Consider the following 15,552-nt stretch of genomic DNA (forward strand, 5'->3'; position numbering starts at 1 on the left):
AGCACCTGGAGGCATTTTGACTTAAAACTGTCCGTGGCGTCCCTGCCCAGCCGCAAACCGCGAGGCGCCACGCAGCGCGTCGGCCAGGCATTCGCGGCCACCCGCCCACTCCTGCAGCAAGGCCTGCTGCAAAGGCAAGCCCTCGGCGGCCAGCGCGCTGGCGCGGTCTGCACGCAGGGTGGCCTGCGGGAAGGCGGCCAACTGATGTGCCAGCGCCAGGGCGGCCTCCAGCGCCTGTCCGGCAGGCACCACGCGGTTGCACAGCCCCATGCGCAGGGCTTCGGCAGATTCCACCTTGCGCCCGGTCAGGATCAGGTCGAGCGCGTGTGACAGCCCGACAAGGCGCGGCAGGCGCACGGTGCCGCCATCGATCAGCGGCACGCCAAAACGGCGGCAGAACACGCCCATGTAGGCGTCCTCCGCCATCACGCGCAGGTCGCACCACAGTGCCAGCTCCATGCCGCCGGCCACAGCGGCGCCTTCGATCGCTGCGATCACCGGCTTGGACAGATGCAGGCGACTCGGTCCCATAGGCCCCGGCGGGTGGACCGCGTCGGGGGGGAAGTCGAGCGTCTCTGCCAGCGCTTCGGGCGCAACGCCGTCGGCCAGGAGACGCGCGCCCGACTGCAGATCCCAGCCCGCACAAAAATGCCCGCCAGCGCCCTGGAACACCGCCACATTGGCGCTTTCATCGTGCTCAAAGGCCAGAAAGGCCGCATGCAGTGCGCGGGCGGTGTCGGCATCCACCGCGTTGCGCACATCAGGCCGGCGCAATGTCACCAGCGTGACACCGCCTTGCGTTTCAACCTCTACGGACATGCGGCTCTCCTGTGGTCCGGTGCTCAGAACTTGTTCACCCACCCGACGTTACTCCTATTGCGCAGGGTGCAGCGCTGCGTCAATATCCGCCGCTACCCGCTCGCCCACCCCATCAGGGTTAGCCCCGAGTGCGGTATGCACAGCACGCGTGCACCATTATTTATGCAAAGCAATCGCTTTGTAAAAATAATCTGCAGGACCTGCGCAAGCAACGATGCACCTGGCACATGCCCACAAGGCATATGCCCCGCTCTTACCCGCTTTGCGTATCACTTATTCTGGAGAGCCAGTGTGCAATTTGTGCAACTGTTGATCAGCGGTGTCTCCCAGGGGTGCATCTACGGCCTGATCGCGCTGGGCTTCGTGCTCATCTACAAGGCCACGGAGACCGTGAGCTTCGCCCAGGGCGAACTCATGATGCTCGGCGCCTTCTGCGGGCTGGCACTCATGACGGTGCTGGGCTTTCCCTTCTGGGTGGCCGTGCTCGCCAGCATCCTGGCCATGGGCTGCTTTGGCGTGGTGCTGGAGCGCGCCGTGATCCGTCCCATCCTGGGCCAGCCCGCCTTCTCCATCGTCATGCTCACCATCGGCATCGGCTACGTGCTGCGTGGGCTGGTGACCATGATCCCCAACATCGGCACCGAGACGCACACGCTGCCCGTGCCCTACAAGGACCTGTCGTTTCGCCTCGGTGCACTGGTGCTCAACGCCGAGCAGCTGGTGGTGATCGGCGCCACAGGCGTGTTGTGCGTGCTGCTGTTTGCCATGTTCCGCTACAGCAAGCTGGGCATCGCCATGCAGGCGTCGTCGCAGAACCAGCTGGCCGCCTACTACATGGGCATTCCGGTGCAGCGGCTCAACGGTCTGGCCTGGGGCCTGGCCGCCGCCGTGGCGGCGGTGGCAGGCCTGCTGCTGGCGCCCATTACCTTCGTGCACGCCAACATGGGGCTGATCGGCCTCAAGGCCTTCCCGGCCGCTGTGGTGGGCGGCTTTGGCAGCCTGCCGGGCGCCATCGTCGGCGGACTGGTGATCGGCATCGTCGAATCGCTCTCGGGCTTCTATCTGCCCGATGGGTTCAAGGACACGGCCGCATACATCGTGGTGCTGATCATGCTGATGGTCAAACCCAACGGACTGTTCGGCGAGAAGCTGAGAAAGAAAGTCTGACCCATGCGCTTTCTCTTCAAGACCTCGTACGAGCAAGACATTCGCCTCGCCAAGCATGGCGGGCATGTGTTCTGGTACAGCCTGCTGTGCCTGGCCCTGGTCGCCGCGCCCTGGGTGGCGCCTGAATACTGGTTGGCACAGCTCACCTTTGTGCTCATCTACGCCATCGTGGGCCTGGGGCTGATGCTGCTGGCGGGCTTCACCGGCTTGTTCTCGCTGGGGCATGCCGCGTTTCTGGGCGTGGGGGCGTATACGCAGGCAGTGCTCACGGGAATGGGCTGGCCGTTTGCGCTGTCTCTGGCCTGCGCGGCGGGGCTGTCGGCCGCTGTGGGTGTGGTGGTGGGCCTGCCCGCATTGCGCGTCAAGGGCATCTACCTGGGCATGGCCACGCTGTCGTTCGGGTTCATTGTGGAAGAAGTTTTTGCGCGCTGGGAGTCGGTGACCGGCGGCAACTCCGGCAAGCACCTGGTACCGCCACAAATCGCGGGCTACTCGTTCGAGACCACGGAGTCGTTCTACTTTTTGTGCCTCGTGATTGCGGTAGTCAGCACGCTGGCCATCCTGAACCTGCTGCGCTCGCCCACGGGCCGCGCGTTTGTCGCCATCCGTGATTCAGAGATCTCCGCACAGAGCATGGGCATCCACCTCGCGCGCTACAAGACGCTGTCGTTCTCCATATCGGCCGCACTGGCAGGCATCGGCGGTGCGTTGTACGCGCACAAGCTGCAGTTCATCTCGCCCGACCAGTTCAACATCCTGCAGTCCATCGACCTGCTGCTGATGATCGTGATCGGCGGGCTGGGCTCGGTGCATGGCGCCTTTCTGGGCGCAATTTTCCTGATCTCCATGCCACAGCTCATCTCCCTGGGCAAGGACTGGCTGCCGGACTCCATCGGCCAGTCACCCGGCCTGCAGGCGGTGGTGTACGGCGTCGTGCTGATCGCGTTTGTGCTGTTCGAGCCCATGGGGCTGTATGGCCGCTGGCTCAAGGTGCGCACCTGGCTGCAGATGTTCCCGTTCTACCGCAAGGGCTTGTTCAAGCGGCAGAAGTCGTTCCAGAAATCGGATCGCTTGAAATGAGCGCGGCGACCACTATGAACCAAGACGTGCTGCTTTCGGCGCAGAACCTCAGCGTCCGCTTCGGCGGCGTGCTGGCGGTCAACAACGTGAGCTTTGACGTGCGGCGCGGCGAGGTGTTCACCCTCATCGGCCCCAACGGCGCGGGCAAGACGACGGTGTTCAACCTCATCAGCCGCATCTACACGCCCACCACCGGCACCATCGCCTACGCGGGCCCGGGCGGGTCCCTGCTGCCACTGACCGACCAGCCGCCGCACAAGGTGGCAGGCCTAGGCATTGCACGCACCTTCCAGAACATCGAACTCTTCGAGCACGCGAGTGTGCTGCACAACCTGCTGATCGGCCGCCACACCCGACAACACAGCAGCCTGTGGGCCGAGATGTTCTTCACGCGCAAGGTGCGTGAAGGCGAAGTTCAGGCCCGGGAGAAGGCCGAGCAGGTCATCGACTTTCTCGACCTGCAGCACTACCGCGACACCATGGTGGCCGGCCTGCCCTACGGCGTGCGCAAGGTGGTGGAGCTGGCACGTGCGCTGTGCACTGAGCCGCAGTTGCTGCTGCTCGACGAGCCCTCGTCGGGCCTGAACGTGGAGGAGACGGACGACATGGCCTTCTGGATCCAGGACATCCAGCACGAGCTGGGCATCACCGTGCTGATGGTAGAGCACGACATGTCGCTGGTCTCCAAGGTATCCGACCGCGTGCTGGCCATGAACCAGGGCGAGGTGGTGGCGATGGGCACGCCGCGCGAGGTGCAGACGCACCCCGGGGTGATCGAGGCGTATCTGGGCACCATCGACGATGTGAGCAACCTGCGCCGCCCGGCGGGGTCTCACATGGGGGTTCGGGCATGAGCGCCGTACTTGCCGCTACCAGCACACCAGTTGCTGCAGCAGCTGACCAACCCCTGCTGCGCCTGCAGAACGTGGAAAGTGCCTACGGCCCCATCAAGGCCATCCGGGGCGTCAGCCTGCAGGTGCGGCGCGGCGAGATCGCCGCCGTGCTGGGCAGCAACGGCGCGGGCAAGACGACGATCCTCAAAACCATCAGCGGCATCATCGACCCGCGCAAGGGCTCCATCGAATTCCAGGGCGCCGACATCACCGCCAACGACCCGGCAGCCATCGTGCGCCGGGGCCTCATGCATGTGCCCGAGGGGCGCGAGGTGTTCCCGCTGCTGTCGGTGCGCGACAACCTGCTAATGGGCGCCTATACGCGCGCCGACAAGGACGCGGTGGCGCGCGACATCGAAACCGTGTTCGGCTACTTCCCCATCCTGAAGGAGCGCGCCGCGCAGGACGCGGGCCTGCTCTCGGGAGGGCAGCAGCAGATGCTCGCGATCTCGCGTGCGCTCATGGCCAACCCCGAACTCATCCTGCTCGACGAGCCCAGCCTGGGCCTGTCCCCCAAGCTCACCAAGGAGATCTTCGAGATCGTGGTGCGCATCAACCGTGAGCGCGGCACCACCATCCTTCTGGTCGAGCAGAACGCCAACATGGCGCTCAACGCGTCGGACTACGGCTATGTGCTGGAAAACGGCCGCATCGTGATGGAAGACAGCTGCGAGCGCCTGCGCGAGAAGGACGACATCAAGGAGTTCTACCTTGGGATGAAAGATGTCGGCGTGCGCGGAGAGCGGCGCTGGAAGAAAAAGAAGACCTGGAGATAAGCGCAAATGTCCAACCTCTGGGACCTCGATCACATCCAGCCCGCAGGCACCGACGTGCTCGCAGGCGACACCATCGCCGCCATGTTCTGGAACGCCGTGGCCGAGCGCGGCCCGCGCGTGTGGATGCGCCAGAAGGAGCTGGGCATCTGGAAGAGCTGGACCTGGAACCAGACGGCCGAAGCCGTGCGGGAGATTGCGGGCGGCCTGCTGTCGCTGGGTTTTGCGCCCGGCGAATGTGCATCCATCCTGTCCAACACCAACATCGAATGGGTGCTGGCCGATCTGGCCGTGCTGAGCTGCGGCGGCGTGGCCAACGGCATCTACCCCACAGACGCGGCGGCGCAGGTGCACTACCTGAGCGAAGACTCCCGCACCACCGTGCTGTTTGTGGAAGACGATGAACAGCTCGACAAGGCCCTGGAAGTGCGCAGCAGCCTGCCCCTGCTGCGCAAGGTGGTGGTGTTCGACATGGAAGGCCTGCGCAGCCTGAACGACCCCGATGTGCTGAGCCTCACAGCTCTGCGCGAACTGGGCAGGGCCTGGAATACACAACACCCCGACGCGCTGATGCAGCGCGTCAAGGCCTGCCGACCCGAAGACCTGGCCATCCTGGTGTACACCTCGGGCACCACCGGCAAGCCCAAGGGTGCCATGCACACGCACGCCGCGCTCACCTACACCGTTCGCGGCTACAACACGCTGATCTCGCGCAGCGAGGCCGACGAGACCATGTGTTTTCTGCCGCTGTGCCACATCGCCGAGCGCATGGGGGGTGAATACTTCTCGCTCTACACCGGCGCGCGCCTGAACTTTGTCGAGAACCCCGACACCGTGCCCGAGAACGTGCGAGAGATCGCGCCCACGGTGTTCACCGCCGTACCCCGGGTGTGGGAGAAGTTCTATTCGGGCGTGATGATCGCACTCAAGGAATCCACACGCATGCAGCAGGCGGCCTATGCCTGGTCGATTGGCGTGGGCACCCGCATCGCAGATCGGGTGCTGGCCGGACAGCCGGTGGGCGGTTTGCTGAAGGCGCAGTTCATGCTGGCGCGCTTTCTGGCGCTCAACAATGTGCGCAAGCTCATCGGCATCCACCGTGCGCGCTTTCTGGTCACGGGCGCAGCGCCCATTTCGCCCGATCTGGTGAAGTGGTACCTGGCGCTGGGTGTGCCCATGCTGGAGGTGTGGGGCATGACCGAGACCTGCGGCGCCTCCACCGGTGTGCCGGCCAGCCGCATCAAACCGGGCTCCATCGGCCCGGCGGCCAGCTACAACGAGGTGCGCATCGACCCCGCCACGGGCGAAATCCTGGTGCGTGGCCCCAATGTGTTCAAGGGCTACCTCAACCAGCCCGAGAAAACCGCCGAAACCATCGACCCCGAAGGTTGGCTGCACACGGGGGATGTGGGCCTGATCGACGCCGATGGCTACCTTCGCATCACCGACCGCATGAAGGACATCATCATCACGGCGGGCGGCAAGAACATCACGCCGAGCGAGCTGGAGAACGAACTCAAGTTCAGCCCCTACATCACCGACGCGGTGGTGATTGGCGACAAGCTGCCCTACCTCACGGTGATCATCATGATCGACCAGGAGAACGTGGAAAAGTACGCACAGGACAACGACGTGCCGTTCTCCAACTACGCCAGCCTGACCCGCACGCGCGAGGTGCAAGAGCTGATCCAGGGCGAAATCGACCGCGTGAACGCCAAGTTCGCCCGCGTGGAGCAGATTAAGAAGTTCTTCCTGCTCGACACACAGCTCACGGCTGAGGACGAAGAGCTGACACCCACCATGAAGCTCAAGCGCAAGCTGGTGCAGCAGAAGTACGCACCGCAGATTGAGGCGATGTACCGGTAGGTGCGCACGTCACGCAACCACAGGCCACGCCCATCAGGATAGGGAAAGTGCTGGTGCCCCACCCCGGGCATCGTTCTATAACGAGCAACCGAGTTCGATCCAACCAAAGGAGACGTGCCATGAAGTTTCATCACATTGCCGCGCTGGCCATCGTGGCCATGGCCGGAGGTGCTGCACAGGCCCAGCCCAGCCAGGGCGTGAGCAAGGACACCATCACGCTGGGTTCCATCCAGGATCTGTCCGGCCCGCTGGCGGGCTTTGGCAAGCAGGTGCGGCTGGGCATGATGCTGCGCGTGGACGAGGCCAACGAGCAAGGCGGCGTCAATGGCCGCAAGCTGGACCTGAAGGTGGAGGACTCGGGCTACGACCCCAAGAAAGCCGTGCTGGCCGCGCAGAAGCTGGTCAACCAGGACAAGATCTTCATGATGGTGGCGCACATCGGCACGGCGCAAAACCTGGCCGCTATGCCGGTGCAGTTCAGCAAGAACGTGATCAACTTCTTCCCGGTGACGGCCGCGCGGGAAATGTACGAGCCCTTCCACAAGCTCAAGTATTCGTTTGCCGCCACTTACTATGACCAGATCCGCCTGGCAGCCCCCAAGCTCATCAAGGAAAAGGGCGCCAAGAAGATCTGCACCATCTACCAGGACGATGAATTTGGCCTGGAGGTGATGCGCGGGGGCGAGGCGGCACTCAAGTCCATGGGCATGGACTTCACCGAGAAGACCTCGTACAAGCGCGGCGCCACCGACTTCTCTTCACAGGTCGCCAAGATGAAGTCGTCCGAATGCGACTTCGTGATCCTGGGCACCATCATCCGCGAGACCATCGGCACGATTGGCGAGGCGCGCAAGACGGGCTTCAACCCCACCTTCCTGGGCTCCAGCGCCGCCTACACCGACCTCATCCACAAGCTGGGCGGCAAGCCCATGGACGGGCTGTACGCCACCATGACGGTGCAACACCCCTACCTGGATGAAGCCAGCCAGCCCATCCGTTTCTGGGCCAACAAGTACAAGACCAAGTTCAACGAAGACCCCACCGTGTTCTCGGTCTACGGCTACAACGCCATCGACGCCTTCATCAAGGCGGCCCAGAAGGCAGGTCCCAACCTGAGCACCGACAGTTTCATCAAGGCCATGGACACCATGGTGATTCCGCCCGACATGTTCGGCAGCGCCGAGGGCACCTTTGGCCCACAAAAGCGCCTGGGCAGCGATCTTTCTCGCCTGTCGCAGATCACCGATGGCAAGTGGAAGGTGGTCTCCGACTACGTCAAGCCATGAGCGCCTGACCCGCCTCCTTCAAGCCGCCTTCGGGCGGCTTTTGCGTTTCAGGGGGTGCATCCGGGCTCAGTCGGTGGCAGAATTTAACCAAGCAGTAACTTTGCATAAATAACCTGGTTGCCCCACCATGATCGAACGCACCCTCTTCCAGCCCGACCACCAGGCCTTTGCCGACAGCTTTCGCCGCTTCATCGACAAAGAGGTAACGCCCTACCACGCCGCCTGGGAAGACCAGGGCTATGTGGCGCGCGAGGTGTGGAGCCAGGCGGGCGCCAACGGCTTTCTGTGCATGAGCCTGCCCGAGGAGTACGGCGGCGCCGGGGCCGACAAGCTGTACTCGGTGGCGCAGATGGAAGAGCTGGCACGTGCAGGCACCACCGGCATCGGCTTTGGCCTTCACAGCGAGATCGTGGCGCCGTACATCCTGCACTACGGCACTGAAGCCCAGAAACAGAAGTACCTGCCGCAGATGGCCAGCGGCGCCGTGGTGGGCGCCATCGCCATGAGCGAGCCGGCTGCGGGCAGCGACCTGCAAGGCATCAAGACTACGGCCATCAAAAGTGCGGACGGATCACACTATGTGCTGAATGGCAGCAAGACCTTCATCACCAACGGCTGGCATGCCGACCTGGTGATCGTGGTCGCCAAGACCGACCCGGCGGCCGGGGCCAAGGGCACCAGCCTGTTGCTGGTGGAGCGCGGCATGCCCGGTTTTGAAAAAGGCCAGCGCCTCAAAAAGATGGGTATGAAGGCGCAGGACACGTCCGAGCTGTTCTTCAACGACGTGCAGGTGCCGGTGGGCAACCTGCTGGGCGGCCCCGCCATGGAAGGGCGTGGCTTCATCTGCCTGATGGAGCAGCTGCCCTGGGAGCGCCTGCAGATCGCCATCACCGCCGTGGCCGCCGCCCAGGCCGCCATTGACTGGACGCTGGACTACGTCAAGCAGCGCAAGGTCTTTGGCCAGAGCGTGGCGTCATTTCAAAACACCCGCCACACCCTGGCCGAGCTGCAAACGCAGGTGCAGGTGGCCCGCGTGTTCGTGGATAAGTGCTGTGAGCTGATCGTGCGCGACCAGCTCGACACAGAAACCGCCAGCATGGCCAAGTACTGGACGACCGACCTGCAATGCAAGGTGATGGACGAATGCGTGCAGCTGTTTGGCGGATACGGCTACATGTGGGAATACCCCATCACGCGCGCCTACGCCGATGCACGCGTGCAGCGCATTTATGGCGGCACCAACGAGATCATGAAAGAAGTGATTGCGCGGGCCATGGGCCTGGGCAAATAACGGAATGCACCGCACCGTGAATAACGCAGTGCACGATGCCCTGCACAACGCCCTTCACAACGCACAAGTGGGCGCCGAATGCCGCTACAGATACCAGGCGGCGCGGGCTTCTTCGGGGCTCAGCGGCGCACCAGGGCGGCGGTCGGTGACATTCAGCCAGGAGCGTACACCCTGGCTGCCACTCAGCGCACGCATCAGCAGCAAGCCGGCACCAATGCCGCGTATGGCTGCTGAGCTGCGGCTGGGCGCCATGAAGGCCGCCACCGCCAGCGCACTGGATGCCGCCAGCACGACATGGTGCTCCAGCGCAAATCCTTCGCGCGTGTCGTCGTATTCGATGGCGCTGCGAGCGATGCGCTGCAATGCAGGGGATGTATTTCGTTCCATAGCCAGAAATGTAGATAGCAACCGCCGAAAGATAGTGCAAAAACCACTGCACCCGCGTCAGAAAGCACCTTGTAGTGGCGTGAGCCAGCCCAGCGGCTTTACCGCCGCACTGCTTGAAGTTTAGAGAAACCACCGGAGACCATTCATGACCGAAGCCTATGTATTCGATGCGCTGCGCACCCCGCGCGGCAAGGGCAAGAAGGACGGCACCCTGCACGAGGTCAAGCCCATCGACCTGCTGGCAGGCCTGCTGACCGAGTTGCAAGCGCGCCACCGCTTTGACACAGCGGCAGTGGACGACGTGGTCATGGGCATCGTCTCGCCTGTGGGCGAACAGGGCTCGGTGCTGCCCAAGGTCGCGGCGCTCAAGGCCGGGTGGGACTTTCGCTGTGCGGGCGTGCAGGTCAACCGTTTCTGCGCCTCGGGCCTGGAAGCCGTGAATCTGGCCGCGCAGAAGGTGCGCAGCGGCTGGGAGGACCTGGTGGTGGCCGGTGGTGTGGAGAGCATGAGCCGCGTGCCCATCGGCTCCGACGGCGGCGCCTGGGCGCAAGACCCCGCCACCAACTCCGCCACTCTGTTCGTCCCCCAGGGCATCGGCGCCGACCTGATCGCCACGCTGGACGGCTACACCCGTGCCGATGTGGACGCCTTCGCGCTCGAATCGCAGCGCCGCGCCACCGCCGCGCGCGCAGCGAGCTACTTCAAGAACTCCGTCGTGCCCGTGCGCGACTTCATCGGCCAGACCATCCTGGCCGAAGACGAGTTCATCAAACCCAAGACCACGCTCGAAGGCCTGGGCGCGCTCAAGCCCTCGTTCGAGCAACTGGGCGGCATGGGCTTTGATGCCGTGGCGCTGCAACGCTACCCGCAGGTGGAGCGCATCCACCACGTGCACCACGCGGGCAACTCGTCGGGCATCGTGGACGGTGCCGCTGCCGTGCTCATCGGCAACGAGGCCGCTGCCAAGGCCCACGGCCTCACGCCCCGCGCGCGCATTGTGGCCACGGCGCTCAGCGGGGCCGACCCCACCATCATGCTCACCGGCCCCGTGCCCGCCGCCAAAAAGGCGCTGGCCCGTGCAGGCATGACCATCGACCAGATCGACCTGTTTGAAGTGAACGAGGCCTTCGCCGCCGTGCCCATGCGCTTCATGCGCGAGCTGGGCGTGCCGCACGACAAGGTCAACGTGAACGGCGGCGCCATCGCCATGGGCCACCCGCTAGGCGCCACGGGCGCCATGATCCTCGGCACCCTGATTGACGAGCTGCACCGCCGGGGCCAGCGCTACGGCCTGGCCACGCTGTGCGTGGGCGGCGGTATGGGCATCGCAACGATTGTTGAACGCATTTGATGGACTGGGTAGGAGACAAGAACATGCAAACCATCCGCTACGAACTCATCCCCGCCCAGGGCACCGAAGGCCAGGTCGCCGTCATAACGTTTGACGAAACCAACTCCCCCGTCAACACCATGTGCCGCCAGTGGCAGCAAGAGCTGGGCGAGGTCACCGCCCAAGTGCTGGGCGACCGCGAACGCCTGGGCACTGCGCTCAAGGGCATCGTGCTCGCATCAGCCAAGACCAGCTTCTTTGCCGGTGCCGACCTCAAGGCCACCATGCGCCTCACACCCGCCGATGCGCCCAGCGTGTTTGGCGAGATCGAGCGCATGAAGAAGCACTTCCGCACGCTCGAAACGCTGGGCATCCCCGTGGTGGCCTGCCTCAACGGCGCAGCGCTGGGCGGTGGGTGGGAGGTGGCGCTGGTCGCCCACTACCGCATCGCCGTGGCCGACCCCAAGATCCAGTTCGGCCTGCCCGAGGTCACACTGGGCCTGATGCCCGGCGCCACCGGCGTGACCAAGATGACGCGCCTGCTGGGCCTGATGGGCGCACAGCCCTACATCCTGGAAGGCAAGCTCTTCAACCCCGCCGAAGCGCTGGAGCTGCAACTGGTGCACGAGCTGGTCGCTACGCGCGAGCAACTGCTGCCCGCCGCGCTGGCCCACATCGCCACCCACCCACACGCGGTGCAGCCGTGGGACGACAAGAACTACAAGATGCCCGGCGGCACACCTGCCAACCCCAAGATCGCTGGCGCCCTCACCGTGGCGCCCGCCATGCTCAAGAAGACCACCCGAGGCCGCTACCCCGCACCCGAGGCGGCGCTGGCCGCCATGGTCGAAGGCGCAATGGTGGACTACGACACCGCACTGCGCATCGAAAGCCGCTACCTCGCCCGCCTGATGACCGGCCCCGTGGCGCGCAACATGATCAACACGTTCTTCTTCGACATGAACGCGATCAAGAGCGGCAAGTCGCGCCCAGGCACGGCCCCGCGCTACAAGCCGCAAAAGGTCGGCATCCTGGGCGCCGGCATGATGGGCGCAGGCATCGCCTGGGCCCAGGCCAGCCGGGGCATCGCCACCGTGCTCAAGGACGTGAGTACGGAGAAGGCCGAAGCCGGCAAGGCTTACAGCGCCAAACTCACCCAGGCCCGTGTGGACAAGGGCCGCATGACAGCCGAGACGCAGCAGGCGCTGCTGGCCCGCATCACGCCCACCGCCAGCGCGGCCGACCTGGCGGGCTGCGACCTCATCATCGAAGCCGTGTTCGAAAGCCGCGACCTGAAAGCCAAGGTCACGCAAGAGGCCGAGCCGCAATTGGCGCCCGGCGGCTTCTTTGCCAGCAACACCTCCACCCTGCCCATCAGCGGCCTGGCCACCGCCAGCAGCCGGCCCGAGAAGTTTGTCGGCATCCACTTCTTCAGCCCCGTGGACAAGATGAAGCTGGTCGAGATCATCCGGGGCAAGCAGACCGATGACGAAACCGTGGCCCGCGCGTTCGACTACGTGCAGGCCCTGGGCAAAGTGCCCATCGTGGTCAACGACTCACGCGGCTTCTACACCAGCCGCACTTTCGGCACTTTTGTAATGGAAGGCGCCGCCATGCTGGGCGAAGGCATCCCCGCCGCCGCCATTGAAAACGCCGCCATGCAAGCGGGCCTGCCTGTAGGCCCCCTGGCCGTGCTGGACGAAACCGCGCTGACCCTGAGCGTGCATGTGCTGGACCAGACCCGTGCCGACTTCGCCGCCGAGGGCAAGACCTACACCGCCACACCCGGCGAGCTGCTGGTGGAGCGCATGGTCAAGGAACTGAAGCGCTCCGGCCGCGCCGGTGGCGGCGGCTTTTACGACTACCCCGCAGGCGCCAAGAAGCATCTGTGGCCGGAGTTGAAACCCCTGTTCGAAAAGCCCGGCGTGGAATGGAGCGTGCAGGAGATCCAGGACCGCTTGCTATACCGCCAGGCTATCGAGACTGCGCGTTGCCTGGCCGAGGGCGTGCTGACCAGCGTGCATGACGCGAACATTGGGTCGATTTTTGGGATTGGGTTTCCGGCGTGGACGGGGGGGGCGATGCAGTTTATTTATGGGATGGGCGTGGAAGCGTTTTGGCGGCGATCCCGAGAACTTGCCACTAAACACGGCGCCGGCTTCATAGCTTCCGAGACAGTCAAGCAGGCAGTCGAACGACTTCAACCCTCCTACTAGTGAGATGCGGTAGTGTTGGTCGCTGGATATCTAAGTGCGCTAGAAATGCAATCGAGGTATCGAGAATGCACTAAGGATGTCCACCGCCCGGTTCACTAGTTACTCACGAGGGAAAAATGGGTCCCGTCGCACTCTTCGACAAATCGTTTTTACAGTCCCTGACGCTTGACGAATCGGTCTGGTTTGATCACTTCTTTCTGGCCGTCATATGCCCAGTTTTTTATGTGGAAACACTAGCAGATCTGGCAAAAACCAAGCGTTCAAACTCTTCAAGAACCCCTCAGGATGAAGTCCGAATACTTGCAGACAAATCTCCTGTGTTGTCTGGCGCTCCATGCGTACATCACATGGATATGTGTATCGCCAACCTCTTGGGTCACCAAGCACCAAGATTGGGCCAAGTCCCCCTCGCTGGCGGCCGCCCCATAAGAACCAAAGACAACAAGGCTGGGGTTGTGTTCAAGCCCTCCCCTGAAGCGGAATCGTTTGCTCGTTGGCAACGTCACGAATTTATGGAGGTCGAACGCGATGCTGCGTCCGCATGGCGGGCAATGCTCTCTAGCTTGAACTTGCCCGAGGTCGCTCAAAGAATGAGGGCCCTCGGTGTCACACCAAAAAATTGCAAATCTGTCAAAGAGGCATGGGGACTAGCTCACGGACTCATGCACTCCCAAGCTGCTCCATTGGAGCAAATCGGTCTGCTCTTTGAATTTGTTCATGTACCGGTCCATCTTCAGGGGGAAATTCTCCATCGCTGGTCTTCTGCAGGCTTCCCTCCACTTGCCAACTACGCGCCCTATGCAGCGCACGTTCTGAAAGTTGAGATGTTTTTTCAGATAGCTCTGGCAGCCAACCTGATCTCTGCCGATCGAGCATCGAATCGGGCCGATATTGCGTATCTCTTCTATCTGCCGTTTTGCAACTTGTTTGTCTCGGGCGATAAATTGCACAAGCTATGCACCCCACCTTTCTTGGCCCCAGCCCAAGACTTCATATGGGGTCCTGATCTGAAAGCCTCGCTTTCAAGCATCAACTCTGAACTCTCCTCAATCCCCCAAGAGGAACGCGAGCAAGGTCTGCACAAAATCGCGCCGAGACCCCGTGGCAATGCCAGCAACGTAGTTGTATCAATGTGGGAAAAGCACTCCCCAAAAAGAGGAAAGCCCCTGCTTGAGGAGCCCATTGATCCGACAGCAGAGCGCAAGCTAGTGGAAGAACTTAAAAAATATTCGGAGGCGCCAACTGCGCCAGACGTAGCACAACTTCCCAGCGAAAAGTTGGACAACCTGGCGCTTGAGAGGCTGGTTCCCGTCAGGAAAGGCTCTTGGTGGCTCCTGCCAAAAGCGGTGGTTGAACAAGAACAGCGGGGGAAATAGCTTTCCAGCGTCAAGCTGCATGCTTATGAAGCGCAGAGTGCCGACCGACTCTACGGTCAGAGCTCAGATAGGGTTACCTTGCAAATTGATCGCGAGACGATCAATTTGCAAGGATCTGAGGAGAGCACCGGAATGAGCTCCCTCATGTAGTACTCAGGCAATCGAAGCAGCTGCCACCCCCTTCAACCCCAACATCCCCCGCGCCTCCTGCGGCGAAGCCACCTCCCGCCCCGCGTTGCGCGCGTACTCCGCCAGTTTCTCGATCAACGGCCCGTTCGAATCCGCCTTCGCCCCATCCGGCAGATAGAACGTATCTTCCAGCCCCGTGCGCAAATGCCCGCCCAGCTCGGCCACGCGCTGGTGCACGGGCCAGATCTCGCTGCGGCCGATGACGGTGGCTTGCCAGGGGGCATCCTTAATTTTTAGCTTGAGCAAGATGGGTAACAGGTCCGGGTCGGCAGGCATGCCGGATTCAACGCCCATCACAAAGTTGTATTCGGGCAAGCGCTCGGTGTACATGCCGGTCTGTACATACATCTCTACGCAGCGCACGATGCCCACGTCGAAGCATTCGAACTCGGGCAGCGTACCGGTCTCCAGCATCACGTCGATGAAGTCCTTGACCTTGGCGGGCTGGTTGTCGAACAGTATGGGCGGCCAGGCCCAGGTGCCGTTGCTGCGCACCTTCAGGTAGTTGAGCGAGCCGGCGTTGCACGCGGCCATCTCTGGGCGGGTGGCGCGCAGGCAGTCGAGCGGGCCTTGGTAATTGGGGCCGACCACGCCGGTGGTCTGGTTGATGATCAGGCCTGGGCAGGCCTCGCGCATGGCTAACACGCAGTCGCGCGCCACCTGCGGGTCCCAGCTGGGCAGGTGGCCCTTGCCGGGCTCCTGGTTGCGAAAGTGCACATGGACCACGGCGGCGCCTGCGTCGTAGGCACGGCGGGCTTCTTGGGCCAATTGCTCGGGCGTGACGGGCACATGGTGCTGGCCGGGGTCCGTCAGCACGCCGGTGATGGCGCAGGTGATGATGGCTTTGTTGCTGTGGTCGGTGCTGTGCATGGTGCCTGT

At 63.2% G+C, this 15,552-nt stretch carries 13 protein-coding genes; 10 read left to right on the forward strand and 3 right to left on the reverse strand.

Annotated features, from left to right (window positions below):
• Nucleotides 1-21: 21 nt before the first annotated feature.
• On the reverse strand, nt 22-819 hold the full coding sequence (locus ASD75_RS10175) for a crotonase/enoyl-CoA hydratase family protein (RefSeq protein WP_056745328.1): 798 nt from the start codon (nt 817-819) through the stop codon (nt 22-24).
• A gap of 291 nt (nt 820-1,110) precedes the next feature.
• Here ASD75_RS10175 and ASD75_RS10180 point away from each other — a divergent pair, with 291 nt between their 5' ends.
• The 7 genes from ASD75_RS10180 (at nt 1,111) to ASD75_RS10210 (ending at nt 9,175) form a co-directional block, all read left to right on the forward strand.
• Nucleotides 1,111-1,986: a branched-chain amino acid ABC transporter permease gene (locus ASD75_RS10180; protein ID WP_056059365.1), complete on the forward strand. Its 876-nt coding sequence runs from the start codon at nt 1,111-1,113 to the stop codon at nt 1,984-1,986.
• Between the two features lie 3 nt (nt 1,987-1,989).
• Nucleotides 1,990-3,066 carry a branched-chain amino acid ABC transporter permease gene (locus ASD75_RS10185; protein WP_015012487.1) on the forward strand — a complete coding sequence of 359 codons (1,077 nt, stop codon included), beginning with the start codon at nt 1,990-1,992 and terminating at the stop codon, nt 3,064-3,066.
• 14 nt (nt 3,067-3,080) lie between these two features.
• Complete coding sequence (locus tag ASD75_RS10190) at nt 3,081-3,920, forward strand: ABC transporter ATP-binding protein (RefSeq protein ID WP_056745330.1); 840 nt, start codon at nt 3,081-3,083, stop codon at nt 3,918-3,920.
• The gene (locus ASD75_RS10195; protein ID WP_056745332.1) at nt 3,917-4,735 is read left to right on the forward strand and encodes an ABC transporter ATP-binding protein; all 819 of its coding nucleotides are present in this window, start codon (nt 3,917-3,919) and stop codon (nt 4,733-4,735) included. Before ASD75_RS10190 ends, ASD75_RS10195 begins: the two co-directional genes overlap by 4 nt.
• A gap of 6 nt (nt 4,736-4,741) precedes the next feature.
• Nucleotides 4,742-6,598, forward strand: a complete 1,857-nt coding sequence (locus ASD75_RS10200; RefSeq protein ID WP_056745335.1) for a long-chain fatty acid--CoA ligase — start codon at nt 4,742-4,744, stop codon at nt 6,596-6,598.
• A gap of 119 nt (nt 6,599-6,717) precedes the next feature.
• Nucleotides 6,718-7,884 (forward strand): ABC transporter substrate-binding protein, encoded by a 1,167-nt coding sequence (locus ASD75_RS10205; protein ID WP_056059375.1) that lies wholly within the window; start codon nt 6,718-6,720, stop codon nt 7,882-7,884.
• A gap of 127 nt (nt 7,885-8,011) precedes the next feature.
• Nucleotides 8,012-9,175 carry an acyl-CoA dehydrogenase family protein gene (locus ASD75_RS10210; RefSeq protein ID WP_056745337.1) on the forward strand — a complete coding sequence of 388 codons (1,164 nt, stop codon included), beginning with the start codon at nt 8,012-8,014 and terminating at the stop codon, nt 9,173-9,175.
• An 84-nt stretch (nt 9,176-9,259) separates the two neighbouring features.
• Here the strand turns inward: ASD75_RS10210 and ASD75_RS10215 are convergent, their stop codons facing one another.
• Complete coding sequence (locus tag ASD75_RS10215; RefSeq protein ID WP_225581100.1) at nt 9,260-9,562, reverse strand: hypothetical protein; 303 nt, start codon at nt 9,560-9,562, stop codon at nt 9,260-9,262.
• A gap of 145 nt (nt 9,563-9,707) precedes the next feature.
• On the opposite strand from ASD75_RS10215, the gene ASD75_RS10220 reads away from it, so the two are divergent.
• From ASD75_RS10220 to ASD75_RS23700, 3 genes are all read left to right on the forward strand, one after another.
• Complete coding sequence (locus ASD75_RS10220; protein ID WP_056745338.1) at nt 9,708-10,913, forward strand: acetyl-CoA C-acetyltransferase; 1,206 nt, start codon at nt 9,708-9,710, stop codon at nt 10,911-10,913.
• A gap of 23 nt (nt 10,914-10,936) precedes the next feature.
• A complete protein-coding gene (locus ASD75_RS10225) occupies nt 10,937-13,108 on the forward strand; it encodes a 3-hydroxyacyl-CoA dehydrogenase NAD-binding domain-containing protein (RefSeq protein ID WP_056745867.1) in 2,172 nt (723 codons plus the stop codon).
• Nucleotides 13,109-13,224: 116 nt separating this feature from the next.
• Complete coding sequence (locus ASD75_RS23700) at nt 13,225-14,484, forward strand: hypothetical protein (RefSeq protein ID WP_156400996.1); 1,260 nt, start codon at nt 13,225-13,227, stop codon at nt 14,482-14,484.
• Between the two features lie 153 nt (nt 14,485-14,637).
• On the opposite strand, the gene ASD75_RS10230 is transcribed toward ASD75_RS23700, so the two are convergent.
• Nucleotides 14,638-15,543 carry a 3-keto-5-aminohexanoate cleavage protein gene (locus ASD75_RS10230; RefSeq protein WP_056745340.1) on the reverse strand — a complete coding sequence of 302 codons (906 nt, stop codon included), beginning with the start codon at nt 15,541-15,543 and terminating at the stop codon, nt 14,638-14,640.
• Nucleotides 15,544-15,552: the final 9 nt, after the last annotated feature.

Source organism: Acidovorax sp. Root568 (assembly GCF_001427445.1).
GTDB lineage: Bacteria > Pseudomonadota > Gammaproteobacteria > Burkholderiales > Burkholderiaceae_C > Acidovorax > Acidovorax delafieldii.